The organism is Methylomonas sp. TEB (assembly GCF_047777895.1).
Lineage (GTDB): Bacteria > Pseudomonadota > Gammaproteobacteria > Methylococcales > Methylomonadaceae > Methylomonas.
Genome location: NZ_CP180476.1, coordinates 1,579,869 through 1,592,367 on the forward strand (window position 1 = coordinate 1,579,869; position 12,499 = coordinate 1,592,367).

Annotated in this window: 9 protein-coding genes; 5 read left to right on the forward strand and 4 right to left on the reverse strand. The window is 55.3% G+C overall.

The genetic code is table 11. The annotated features are described in order from the left end of the window. The first annotated feature begins 48 nt into the window (after positions 1-48). Genes ACMXD4_RS07195 through ACMXD4_RS07205 form a run of 3 tightly spaced genes read left to right on the forward strand, consistent with a single transcriptional unit; the run spans position 49 to position 7,624 of the window. Positions 49-2,199, forward strand: coding sequence for a TonB-dependent receptor plug domain-containing protein (locus ACMXD4_RS07195; RefSeq protein ID WP_415880305.1), 2,151 nt, complete (start codon positions 49-51; stop codon positions 2,197-2,199). 50 nt (positions 2,200-2,249) lie between these two features. Next, positions 2,250-3,194 (forward strand): ABC transporter substrate-binding protein, encoded by a 945-nt coding sequence (locus ACMXD4_RS07200; protein ID WP_033155487.1) that lies wholly within the window; start codon positions 2,250-2,252, stop codon positions 3,192-3,194. A gap of 5 nt (positions 3,195-3,199) precedes the next feature. Beyond that, complete coding sequence (locus tag ACMXD4_RS07205; protein WP_415880306.1) at positions 3,200-7,624, forward strand: EAL domain-containing protein; 4,425 nt, start codon at positions 3,200-3,202, stop codon at positions 7,622-7,624. Between the two features lie 52 nt (positions 7,625-7,676). Here ACMXD4_RS07205 and ACMXD4_RS07210 read toward each other — a convergent pair whose 3' ends face one another. Together ACMXD4_RS07210 and ACMXD4_RS07215 are read right to left on the reverse strand one after the other, a co-directional pair. Then, the gene (locus ACMXD4_RS07210; RefSeq protein ID WP_415880307.1) at positions 7,677-8,930 is read right to left on the reverse strand and encodes a hypothetical protein; all 1,254 of its coding nucleotides are present in this window, start codon (positions 8,928-8,930) and stop codon (positions 7,677-7,679) included. A gap of 74 nt (positions 8,931-9,004) precedes the next feature. Then, positions 9,005-9,289: a type II toxin-antitoxin system HicA family toxin gene (locus ACMXD4_RS07215; RefSeq protein ID WP_171696040.1), complete on the reverse strand. Its 285-nt coding sequence runs from the start codon at positions 9,287-9,289 to the stop codon at positions 9,005-9,007. 206 nt (positions 9,290-9,495) lie between these two features. On the opposite strand from ACMXD4_RS07215, the gene ACMXD4_RS07220 reads away from it, so the two are divergent. Next, a complete protein-coding gene (locus ACMXD4_RS07220; protein ID WP_171696039.1) occupies positions 9,496-9,657 on the forward strand; it encodes a hypothetical protein in 162 nt (53 codons plus the stop codon). Positions 9,658-9,754: 97 nt separating this feature from the next. Here the strand turns inward: ACMXD4_RS07220 and ACMXD4_RS07225 are convergent, their stop codons facing one another. Both ACMXD4_RS07225 and ACMXD4_RS07230 read right to left on the reverse strand, forming a co-directional pair. Next, complete coding sequence (locus ACMXD4_RS07225) at positions 9,755-10,057, reverse strand: hypothetical protein (RefSeq protein ID WP_415880308.1); 303 nt, start codon at positions 10,055-10,057, stop codon at positions 9,755-9,757. A 9-nt stretch (positions 10,058-10,066) separates the two neighbouring features. Further along, a complete protein-coding gene (locus ACMXD4_RS07230; protein WP_171696037.1) occupies positions 10,067-10,756 on the reverse strand; it encodes a glutathione S-transferase in 690 nt (229 codons plus the stop codon). Between the two features lie 145 nt (positions 10,757-10,901). On the opposite strand from ACMXD4_RS07230, the gene ACMXD4_RS07235 reads away from it, so the two are divergent. Then, a complete protein-coding gene (locus tag ACMXD4_RS07235; RefSeq protein ID WP_171696036.1) occupies positions 10,902-12,494 on the forward strand; it encodes an ABC-F family ATPase in 1,593 nt (530 codons plus the stop codon). Positions 12,495-12,499: the final 5 nt, after the last annotated feature.

A 12,499-nucleotide genomic window follows, 5' to 3' on the forward strand; every position in this document is an offset into this window, starting at 1 on the left:
TTAATGCATAACTTCCGAAATAACTAGAATTCCAAACTGGAGTTAGCCATGTTGGTCCGCCCGCTGTTTGTCACTTGTTGCGCTTGCCTGATCAGTGTGTCCGCGCATGCGCAACCGGTTTCCACGGAAGAGGAAGAAAGAGCTTTGTCGCAAATCTACGGCACCGAGGATATGGTCAGTATCGCCAGCGGTTACAAACAACCGATTTCCAAAGCCCCGTCGATTGCCACCGTTATCACGGCCGACGACATCAAACAAATAGGCGCCACCGACATAGACGAAGCGTTGGAAAGCGTGCCCGGCCTGCACGTCGAACGCAACACGATAGGCTATAACCCGATTTACACGTTTCGCGGCATTTATTCGCAGTTCAATCAGCAAGTGCTGATGATGATTAACGGCATCCCGATCACCAATTCCTATACCGGCAGCCGCAGCGAGGTGTGGGGCGGCATGCCGATCCGCGACATCGCCCGTATCGAAATTGTGCGCGGGCCGGGATCGGCGGTATACGGTGCCGATGCCTTCGCCGGGGTAATCAACGTCATCACCAAAACCAAACAGGACATTGAAGGTACTGAGGTCGGTGGCCGGGTCGGCAGTTTCGACACCTATGACGGCTGGGCCTTGCATGGCGGCGAATGGGCCGGCTTTGACGTTGCCTTGGCTTTCGAATACCACAAGACTGCCGGGCAGGACGCCAACGTCGATGCCGACCTACAAAGCCAGTTTGATAGCTTGTTGGGAACCCGTGCTTCGCTGGCGCCGGGGCCGTTGAACATGTCGCGCGACAATCTCGACGCCCGATTGGATTTGTCGCGCGGCCATTGGCGGTTTCGCGGCGGGCTGCAACACCGCAGCGATTTCGGCAACGGCTCCGGTATCGCGCAAGCCCTGGACCCGGTCAACCGTTATGCCAGCGACCGTTGGAACGCCGACGTCACTTACCATAACGCCGACATCGAAAACTGGGATTTGACGACGCAAGCCAGCTATTTCGAAACCAGTCAGGAAATCGAGCGCAATCTGACGCTATTTCCGGCCGGCACTACCTTGCCTATCGGCGCCAACGGCCAGATCGGCGCCGGCGCGCCGGTCACTTTTCCCAACGGTTACATTGGCAACCCTGAGGTGTGGGAACGCCATGTCCGTATCAGCCAGACCTTTGCTTACGGCGGTTTTCAGGGACATCAGTTACGCAGCGGCATCGGTTTTAATTACGACAGTCTGTTCAAGGCGCGGGTCAGTCAGAATTTTGGTATCGATCCCGCTACTGGCGCGCCGATACCTTCGCTGCCGGGGATTCCGCTGACCGACGTCTCCGGCACCTCCGCGACCTTCATTCCGGAAGTGGACCGGAAAGTGGCATACCTGTTTTTACAAGACCAATGGAATTTTGCCAACGACTGGAGTTTGACCGCCGGTGCCCGCTACGACCGCTATTCGGACTTCGGCAATACCTTCAATCCGCGCGCGGCCTTGATCTGGGAAGCCCGCTACGATTTAACGGCAAAACTGATGTACGGTTCGGCGTTTCGGGCGCCGTCGTTTCAAGAAATGTATATCATCAACAACCCGGCGCAGCTCGGTAATGCCGCCTTACGCCCGGAAACCATGGAAAACGTCGAACTGGGTTTCGACTATCGGCCGACGGACAGCCTGCGCCTGGGTTTGAATTTCTTTAACTTTTGGTGGAAGGACATCATCCGTTTTGTACCGGATGCCAATGCCACCACTTCGACCGCGCAAAATACCGGTGTCCAGCAAGGCTACGGCACCGAACTGGAGGCGGAATGGCAGGCCGCCGACACTTTGAAAATTATCGGCAACTATGCCTATCAACGTAGCCGTGACCAGGCTCTGGACCGCGATAGCGGATATGCGCCGCATCATCAGGTCTATCTGCGCCTGAATTGGGAGTTTTTGCCCGATTGGCAACTCAGTCCGCAAGCGAAATGGATAGTGGGCCGTGATCGTAGTTTCGGCGATACCCGCAAGCCGGTCGCGGATTATACTTGGGTGGATGTGACGCTACGCCGGCAGAATTTGGCCAAGCATCTGGAAGTGGCGTTTTCGGTGCGCAATCTGTTTGATGTCAGTGCCCGGGAACCCAGTCTGGCCGGCAATCCGGCCGCCATTCCCAACGATTTGCCGTTGGCGCCGCGCAGTTTTTACGGCGAAATCAGTCTTCATTTTTAGCCGAGGCGCCGTTGCTTGGGTCTTGTTTACACCGTAGTTCGGGAGTCATTTTGTTCTATAGACTATTTTTTCAGCTCGGATTGGCCTTATGTCTGCTGTGGCCTTTTTGCGGTGGCGCCTGGGCGCAAGCGCCGACCGTTGCCATCGTTTATCCCGATGTGCGCGAGCCCTACCGCTCGGTGTTCATGGAGATCGCGCGCGGCATGGAACAGGAGCTGGGTAAGCCGGTTGGTCATTACCTGTTGAGCGAGCGCGACAAGTCCGTCGAAAAATTGATTCAGGACCTGAAAAACGACAGGATCGATGTGGTCGTGACTTTGGGCCGCGCCGGCTTGGCGGTCGCCAAATCGGTATCTTCCCAATTTCCGGTGGTGATAGGGGCGACCATGATCCGGCCGGATGAGGTGCAGGGCTTGGCCGGTATCAGTCTGACGCCGGCCCCGGAAGCGATGTTCGACCATTTGAAAAAATTGGTGCCGGAGGTGAAAAAAATCACCGTGATCTACGATCCTCGGCAAACTGCCTGGGAGATCGAGCGTGCCGGACGGGCGGCTCTGGAACGTGGCTTGACGCTGGTGGCGCAACCGACCGGCAACTTACACGATTCCTCGGATCAGTTCCGGCAGATTTTGCTGGAGATTAAAGACAACTCTATTGCCCTCTGGCTGCCGCGCGAAAACGCCGCCATGGACGAGCAATCCTTGTTACCGGAAGTACTGCGCGAAGCCTGGGAGAAAAATTTCGTGGTGTTTTCCAGCAATCTCGACCATGTGCGCAAAGGGGCACTATTTTCCTTATACCCGGACAATTTCAGCATGGGCCGCAGTTTGGCCGGTCTGGCCGTCCAGCAAGTACAGGCGGGCGGCAAGTTTGAATCGGTCGAATTGCTGCGGGATTTGCTGGTGGCCGTTAATTTACGCACCGCGGAACATCTGGGTTTGCGTTTTTCCAGTCAGACACGCCGCGAATTCGCGATGGTTTTCCCGGTCCCTTAAACGCAATGAAGCGTTTGCGATGGCCCAGGTTCAAGCGGGCGAGCTTCCTGCAACAGCTGGCCGTGACCTTTTGTTTCGGTCTGGTAGTGATCTCGATACTGTCGGCATTCGGCATTTCCACGCTGTCTTACTACATCGTCCGCGATAAATGGGTCGCCCAAGGCCTTCAATCCACGGAAGCCTTTGCGGCACAGAGCACGCTGGCTTTGCTGTATGCCAGCCGGGAGAATGCCGAGGAGCCGGCCCGACGCTTTCTGGCGTTTCCCGATGTGCACGGCGTAGCCATTTACAACAACGCCCTGGAGCCCTTATTCGAACGCGGCGAACCGGCCATGCCCGCTGCCGACGCGGCGCGCTGGCCGGAATCCCTGGCCTTGGTGCATGAGAACGAACAAGCCTGGTATTTTGCCGCGCCGGTATACGCGCGTAACACCGCGGAGCAAGAGGCGTCACCGTTCGAGGCGCAAACGCCGACGCCGGAATTGGTCGGCTACGTGCGCTTGGTGATGGGCAAGCAATCGCTGAATGTCATGAAAGAAAAAATTCGCTGGACCACTTTGATGGCCTCCAGCGGCTCGGCCACGGTGTTTCTGCTGTTTTTATTGGCGATGTCGCGGCGCTTGACTTTGCCGATTCAACAACTGGCGCTGAGGATGCGTAAGGCCTCGGCCGGCGCGAAAAACGTGCGGGCCCGGTTGAGCGGGTCGCGCGACATCATCGAAATGGGTGAAGCCTTCAACACCATGATGGCGGTGTTGGAAACCCGGGAAAAGCAGTTGGAGCGGGCTCGTGACACGGCTTTGGAATCGGCGCGCCTGAAGGGCGAGTTTGCCGCCAATGTCAGCCACGAACTGCGCACGCCGCTGAATGCGGTACTGGGTATGCTGGAGTTGCTGCAGGACATGGGGTTGACGCCGAAGCAACTGGAATACTCGATGGTAGCCCGCAACGCCGGCGAAGCACTGTTGAAGTTAATCGAAGATATTCTGGATTTCTCGCGCATTGAATCCGGCATGATGAAGCGGCAGCCGGTTGACTTCGTGCTTTACGAAACCTTGGACGAAGTCGTGGAATTGATGTCTGCGCAGGCGCACCGAAAAAATCTGCAGCTCACCTACTCGCTAGCCGACGATATACCGCTGGTGTTGAACGGCGAAGCGTCCAGGGTGCGGCAGGTGCTGATTAATCTGGTAGGCAATGCGCTGAAGTTTACCGAACAAGGCGGCATCACCATTGATGTGCACACCGAAGCGGCGGAGAGCGATACCATCCCGTTGCGGTTTTGCGTGACCGATACCGGGATGGGTATACCCGAGGCGGCACAAACCAGTATTTTTGATGCCTTTGTCCAGGCCGACGGCTCCAGGACCCGTCATTACGAAGGCGCCGGCCTGGGATTGGCGATTTGCCGGCAGTTGGTGCAACTGATGGGGGGGCAAATCGGCGTCCAAAGCCGGGAAGGGCAAGGTAGTTCGTTCTGGTTTACCGTACCCTTCAATCCGCCGCGCGGTACCGAGGGCATCTCTGAGGCTCGGCAAGCCTATTTCGCCAATCTGCGGATATTGGTCGTGACCGAGAACGACAAAATGCGCCAGTTTTTGGCGCAAAGTCTGGCGCGTTGGAAAATTCACTACCGGCATAGCGGCTACGGCATCAAAGCCGTGGATATGTTGCGTTCCGCCAATGATCAAGACCAGGCGTATCATTTTGTCATCATCGATCTGAGAGATGCCGGCGATGCCACTTGGGTGGATATGATCGTTGACGATCCGGCGCTGGCCGATGTCAAAATCGTGTTGCTGTCCGACCCCGTTAATGCCGTCAATCTGCCGCGCTTGCCAAACGTGGCCGCGCAGTTGGCGAAACCGGTACAGGTTTCCAAACTGTACGATTTCATATTAACCGCCGGTCAGGATTATCAAGAGCCCGCGTCCGACTTGGCGCCCGAGGTCGAGCAAAGCGTCGTGCTCGGGCGGCGGATATTGATCGTCGAAGACAACCGTGCCAGTCAAATGGTGGCCGCGGGCATGCTGGAGCGGCTAGGTTGCCGCTACGAAATCGCCGGTTCCGGCGTCGAGGCCTTGTCCTGGCTGGAGCATCAGGCTTTCGATTTGATCCTGATGGACTGCCACATGCCGACTATGGACGGCTTTGAGGCGACTCGACGCATCAGGCTGCTGCCTGAACCCTTGGGCCGGCTGCCCATCGTGGCGATGACCGCCAACGCTCAGCAAGGCGATAGCGATTTGTGTCTGGCGGCCGGGATGGACGATTATCTGGCCAAACCGATCAAGCTGAAGCCGTTGCGGGAAAAACTGCTGAGTTGGTTCGAGGGCCGGCCGTGCCTGACCGCCGAGCCGCTCTCGCCGGAGCCGTCGCTGGAGGCGCTGGATCACGCGGTTTTACGCCAATTGCGCGAGGAAATCGGCCAGGGTTTTGTGAAGATGGTGGGCTATTATCTGGAAGACGCGTCGGCGCAAATCGAGCAAATCGCCCAGGCGCTGGCGACGGACAATCACGCGCAATTACGCGAATCGGCCCATGGCCTGAAAGGTGCCAGCCGCAACCTAGGCGCAGAAAAGCTGGCGCTGATCGCCCGGCAACTGGAAGAGCAGGCGGCTGAAGCGCAGATTGAAAACGGCGAGGCCTTACTGCAGCAATTGCGCGACGAATACCGGTTCATCGAACAACTGTTGAGTTTGGAAATGGGCGCGGAAACGGCTGCTGACCCGCTCCCACAGGCCGGCCCCAGAATTTTGGTGGCAGACGACGATAGAGCCATGCGGTTTGCCTTGCAAGATGTTTTGGAGAAGGACGGCTACCGGGTGGATTTGGCCGGCACCGGCCGGCAGGCGCTGGCGCTGTGCCATCGGCAAATGGCGGATTTGATCTTGATGGACGCGATGATGCCGGAAATGGACGGTTTTGAGGCCTGCCGCAAAATTCGCGCGCTGCCCCATGGGGCGGAGGTGCCGATACTGATGATTACCGCTTTGGAAAACGACCATTCGGTGGAATTGGCTTTTTCGATAGGGGCTAACGATTACATTCCCAAGCCGATTCATTTCGCGGTGCTGCGCAAGCGTATCGCGCATTTGTTGGAAGCCAGCCTGACGCAGCGGACCTTGAATCGCCTGGCTTACCACGATCCCTTGACCAATCTGGCCAATCGCACGCAATTCATCGACCGGCTGAACTCGGTGATCGCCGTCAGCGCTGATCAAAATCAGCTGCATGCCGTGCTGTTTCTGGATCTGGATAGATTCAAACTGACTAACGACACTTTGGGGCACGATGTCGGCGACCAGTTGTTGAAAGCCGCGGCAGAGCGGATTCAAGGCTGTGTGCGGCGGGAAGACATGGTGTCCCGGTTCGGCGGCGACGAATTTACGCTGTTGTTGGAAAATATCAGCAATCCGCAAGTCGCCGCTGCCGTCGCCGACAAGATCCGTATCGCCATCGCCCAGCCGTTCGCGTTGATGGAGCAAGAGTTTTACGTCAGCTCCAGTATCGGCATTTCGCTGTATCCCGCCGACGGCGCCGACAGCGGTTTGCTGATCAAACACGCCGATACCGCGATGTACCGCGCCAAGGAGCAGGGCAATACCTATTGTTTTTATGAAGATAATATGGAATTCGTCGTGTCGACCAAGCTGCGCCTGGAAAGCGATTTACGCCGGGCGCTGCAACGCGACGAATTTTTTCTTCACTACCAGCCGCAAATCGATCTGGATTCCGGGCGGATCGTCGGCGCCGAGGCCCTGATCCGCTGGCGACATCCTGAATTGGGCTTGATTCCGCCCGATCAATTCATTCCGGTCGCCGAAGAAATCGGCCTGATCGAGGCGATAGGTGCGTGGGTGTTGGGCGAGGCGTGCCGGCAGAGCCAAATTTGGCGGCAAAGCGGCTATCCGGCGTTCACGATGGCGGTCAATGTCTCGGCGCGGCAATTGGATCAGGAAGACTTTGTCGCGCAAGTTATCGACATCGTCAATGAAACCGGCTTGCCCGCCGAATACCTGGAATTGGAGCTGACGGAAAGTTTGTTCATCCGCAATCCGGGACGGAAGCGGGCTATATTGGCCAAGCTCAGGGAAGCCGGCTTGCAAATTTCGATAGACGATTTCGGCACCGGTTATTCCAGTTTGAACCAACTCAAGCAGTTTGCCTTCGACAAGCTGAAAATCGACCGCTCATTTGTGGCGAACATACCCGACGACGCAGACGCCGCCGCGATTGTGATGGTGATTATTTCCATCGCCAAGATTCTGAAATTCAAGGTGATAGCGGAAGGCGTGGAGACTGAGCAGCAGGCGCAATACTTGTTAAGAAACGACTGCGACGAGGCGCAGGGTTATCTGTTTGGCAAGCCGATGGCCGCCGACGAGTTTACGGCCTTGTTGGCGCGAGCAAAAGTGGCCGTGGGTTAGTCACCAACCGTTTGCGGTGGCTTCGCCGGCCAGCCAGATTTTCGCTCATCCATCATTCCCGGTTCACCGGCAAGGCCGCGATACGCCGTTCTATGTCTTGCATCAGTTGTTTGTAGGTTTCGCCATCGGTGTCGCCAAAACGGCGGATAAACTCGGCTTCGCTTAGTGATTCCGGTAAATCGGCGGTAGCCGGCATCATTTGATTTTCATCGGCGTTGGCTAATATTGATTGGATTTTCCGTGCCAGCGCCGGACTGGCGACAGCTTGTTCGCCCATGCGCGTGCCGGCCCGGTCGGCGGCGAGGTCGTTAAACGAAAAACCGCTGCCGCCGCGCGAATCTTCTATTTCCTTAAACAAACCCACCGCGTCGGCCAACGGGGTGCCGGAATAAGCCGCCAGCATCGCCGAAACCAGGTAATGTTTCGCTAGGTCGTCGCGGCCGTTCAGCGTTATTTGGCGCCAAATCGGGCGGGGCCAGAGTCTGGATTCCGGGAGAATTTTCGTCAGGCGCTGTTGATTGGCATAAAGCGTCAATATCAGAATCAATGCCCGGTTCTCATGGATCGGGTCGTTGCTGGCGCTTCGTTGTGCGGCCAGCTGAAACAGCGGCTTGCTGAAATCAGTGAGACTGAGGCTTTTGTTATCTGTCCGGCTTAGTTCCGCTAAATGTCGCTGATAAGCCTGCAGACGTTGTTGGTCATCAGGCGTTAGCAGGGCGCCGCGCAATTTGCCGGGCAAGTCAGCTTGCCAACGATAGGTTACCGTCAGGCGCTGCGGTTGAAACAGCACATGCTTGACAATATCGGCGAAGGCTTGCCGATCCGCTGCCGGTTGCAAGGTGTTGAGTGCCCATTTCACCAAGGGTTTGGCTAGCATGCCGGGCAGCCGGACTTGTCCCAAAGACAGGTGGTCCACTTCCGGTAAGTCACTGGTTTGCTTCAGCTCCAGCGTCAAATTCAGATATTGGCCTACAGGATTTCGAGGTAAGGGCAAGCTGGCGTCGATGTGGGCGCGGCCTTGATAGAGCCGTAAACCCGCTACGCCGTTAGCGTATTGATTGGCAAGATAATTGATCGCCAGGTCCAATTCCTGTTGATCCAGTGCCACTCGGGCGATCGCGCCGGATTTTAGACGGCGCGGATCGTTTTGCCGAAAAATCAATTTGCCGCGGGCAATTTGTTCCGGTGTCAGGTCGGCTCGGGTTTGTAATTTGGGCGCGTCATCAATTGCCAGCCATAGCGCCATTCCGGACAATACAGGCAATAGCAACACCGCCAGCAATACGCTTTTTGTAATCCATTTCATCGGGCGTTCCGTTCAATCCTTGCTGTGGACCATGGTCGTGTTAAATGCTTAAAAACCTTAGGGCAGACGTTGGGCTAATGTGGTTTGTTGTGCTGTTCTTCATACGCGGAAGGACTGATGCCGGCGCTTGCCAGATATTCGCGCAGATGTTTGACTTCCTGTTTAGTGCATATGCCGCTGTGGTGTGGATGATGCAACACGCCTTCGACATTATTCAGCATCACGTGAAAGCGCGCACCATGGCTGGGTTGCAGGTTGGCGCCCAGGTGATGCAACAGCGATTCTATTTCCCGCCAATGGATGTTACCGCTAAGCGGATCCTGGAATATGGCGCGCAGTAGATTTAAATGGTGGCTCATGACTACATCCTCCTGCATCAATATCGGTAGCTTAAGTTTGAACCGAGTTGAGGTTCAATTGGGCTGGTGAAGGGTGGTGCGTAACTAAATTTGTTTCAAAATAAGAAACAAATCATGCAATAAATACCTTATTGTAAATAAACAGCAAAGGTTTATAGTTAAACCGTCTTCAATGAATCGACTGAAACCCAGTCAAGGCGGAAAAAATGAACCAGTCAAGCAATCTGTATAAAGACATCGTCACCGGATTGTTTTTTGCAACCGGTATGTTCAGCTTCCTGTCCGGTCAGTTTGTTCTTTCCACTCTGTTTTTTGGCGCTGCTTCCCTGTTTAGCAATATCGAAGCGGCTAAACCGGTCCGATTTTAAGTTTTTTCGTAGTACCTCCTCGTTGTAAAGCTACACATTCCACAGCCTCCACCCCGCTCAAGGTGGGGGCTTTTTTTGTACCTAAGCAGGCGATTTCTCAGTCCGACTTGGAGGTTTTTGCCGGGTCTGACACCACGGTAGATTCAGCTTCCAGACTTTGTCCGTCAACCTGGGCATTTTTCAGCTTTCGTAGCAACCACCAGCCTCTGATGCCGATGATCGCTACCGGAATCAGCAGCAAGGCAAAAAACGCGGAAAACACCACGGTGCCCAATACCGCGCCGGCAATCATCGCCGGAATACTCAGCAGATTGGACAGCTTACTTTGTGGAGGCGATTCCAGGCGAGGATGTGCGCCGGAGCCGTCGATGCGGATGGTTTTTCTGTAAATTTTTAACATGTCGGGCACCTATTGAAATGGGACGAGGCCGGTCTCGTACCTGAAAAGGACTAGCGGGTCGTCAACGTTCCAGGGCGGGTATTTTTGCATAACCGCTGCAAACAGATTGGACCTTAAAAAAGTGTTCAGCCATTGTTGCAGGGCTGGATACGGCGAACTTTCAAACCACGCATTATCCACTGCGGCAAACTGGCGGATAAACGGTAGGGTGGCGGCATCCGCTAGGCTGAAAGACTCGCCGCATAAGAATTTGTGCCGCTGCAAGCGTGTTTCCAGCTCGGCTAAAAACACCTCGCCTTGTTGACGATAATCGGCTGGTGTTTGTTCCGGATAGCGGTCCGCGTATTTGTAACGGTCTAAATAGTATTTGAAATCGCCGTCGTTCCAGTCGATTAATCGCTGCGTATCTTCCGGCGCTTGGTTTAGCCAGTTTTGCGGATCGTGTTGCGCCAAGGCCCACCGCATAATATCCAGACTTTGTTCGATGACTCGGCCTTCGGGCAAGAACAGCACCGGCACCGTGCCTTTCGGCGAAATAGCCAGCATCGTCTCCGGTTTATTGCCGAGCTCGATTTCTCTGAGCGCGACGCTTAATCCCGATACGGCAATGGCCAAACGTGCCCGCATCGCATAGGGACAGCGGCGGAAACTATACAAGATGGGGTAAATTTGTTCTGTCGTGGCGGGCAGTGCGTTCATGTGGGGATAGTCAGTGACACATTACGGTAAATGATCGTCGATTAAAGTCTGGTAAAATAACCGATTTTCGCGCCAACTCATTTATTTCGTCACAAGCTTCAAGCGGCGGCGACGCTCTTTTTACTCTTAATCTTCGGACACTCTCTTGATTTCTACCGCCAATATCACCATGCAATTCGGGGCTAAGCCCCTGTTTGAAAACGTTTCCGTCAAATTCGGCAACGGCAACCGTTACGGCTTGATCGGCGCCAACGGCTGCGGCAAGTCTACCTTCATGAAAATCCTCAGCGGCGACTTGGAACCCACCTCGGGCAACGTCAGCATAGACGCCAACGAGCGCGTGGGTATCTTGCGCCAAAACCAATTTGCCTACGAAGAGCAAAGAGTGCTGGACGTGGTGATGATGGGCCACGCCGAAATGTGGGCTGCGATGTCCGAGCGCGACGCCATCTATGCCAATATGGAAGCCAGCGAAGACGATTACATGCGCGCCGCCGATCTGGAAACGGTATTCGCCGAATTCGGCGGCTACACTGCCGAAGCACGGGCTGGCGAGTTATTGCTGGGTTTGGACATCCCGCTGGAACAACACAACGGGCCGATGAGCGCGGTTGCGCCGGGCTGGAAACTGCGGGTGTTGCTGGCACAAGCTTTGTTCTCCAATCCCGACATCATGCTGCTCGACGAGCCGACCAACAACTTGGACATCAACACCATCCGCTGGCTGGAAAATGTTCTTAACGAGCGCAACTCGACGATGGTGATCATCTCGCATGACCGGCATTTCCTGAACAGCGTCTGCACCCACATGGCCGATCTGGATTACGGCGAATTGCGGGTGTATCCGGGCAATTACGACGATTACATGACCGCCGTGACCCAGGTACGCGAGCAATTGCTGGCCGGCAATGCTAAGAAAAAAGCCCAGATCGCGGAACTGCAAACCTTTGTGGCGCGCTTTTCCGCGAACGCTTCCAAAGCCAAACAGGCTACTTCGCGGGCGCGGCAGTTGGAGAAAATCAAGCTCGACGAAGTCAAACCGTCCAGCCGGGTCAATCCGTTTATTCGTTTCGATCAAACTAAAAAGCTGTACCGTTTGGCGGTGGAAGCTAAAGATTTGGCCAAAGGCTACGGTGCGGAACCCTTGTTCAAAAACTTGAACATGATGATCGCGGTCGGCGAGCGGGTGGCGGTGATCGGCCCGAACGGTATCGGTAAATCGACTTTATTAAAAACCCTGGTCGGCGATTTGACGCCGGACAGCGGCGAAGTGAAATGGGCGGAGAATGCCGACGTCGGCTATTTCGCCCAGGATCACGCCGAGGATTTTGCCGAAGACATGCCGCTGATCGAATGGATGGGCCAATGGCGCAAGGAATCGGACGATGATCAGACCATACGCGGCACGCTGGGGCGGTTGCTGTTTTCCAATGACGAAATCAACAAATCCGTGAAAGTGATTTCCGGTGGTGAGCAAGGCCGGATGTTGTTCGGCAAATTGATTCTGCAAAAAAACAACGTGATGGTGTTGGACGAACCCACCAACCATTTGGATATGGAATCGATTGAATCGTTGAACGCGGCTTTGGAAAATTATCCCGGTACGCTGATTTTCGTCAGCCACGACCGCGAGTTTGTGTCCTCACTGGCGACCCGCATCATCGAATTGACGCCGAACGGCATCGTCGATTTCAGCGGTAACTATGAAGACTATTTAAACAGTCAGGACATCAACTAAGGCTA

Coding starts and splice junctions, on each gene's coding strand:
- ACMXD4_RS07195 (WP_415880305.1), top strand. CDS start 49: ATGTTGGTCCGCCCGCTGTTTGTCACTTGTTGCGCTTGCCTGATCAGT.
- ACMXD4_RS07205 (WP_415880306.1), top strand. CDS start 3,200: ATGAAGCGTTTGCGATGGCCCAGGTTCAAGCGGGCGAGCTTCCTGCAA.
- ACMXD4_RS07210 (WP_415880307.1), bottom strand. CDS start 8,930: ATGAAATGGATTACAAAAAGCGTATTGCTGGCGGTGTTGCTATTGCCT.
- ACMXD4_RS07215 (WP_171696040.1), bottom strand. CDS start 9,289: ATGAGCCACCATTTAAATCTACTGCGCGCCATATTCCAGGATCCGCTT.
- ACMXD4_RS07220 (WP_171696039.1), top strand. CDS start 9,496: ATGAACCAGTCAAGCAATCTGTATAAAGACATCGTCACCGGATTGTTT.
- ACMXD4_RS07225 (WP_415880308.1), bottom strand. CDS start 10,057: ATGTTAAAAATTTACAGAAAAACCATCCGCATCGACGGCTCCGGCGCA.
- ACMXD4_RS07230 (WP_171696037.1), bottom strand. CDS start 10,756: ATGAACGCACTGCCCGCCACGACAGAACAAATTTACCCCATCTTGTAT.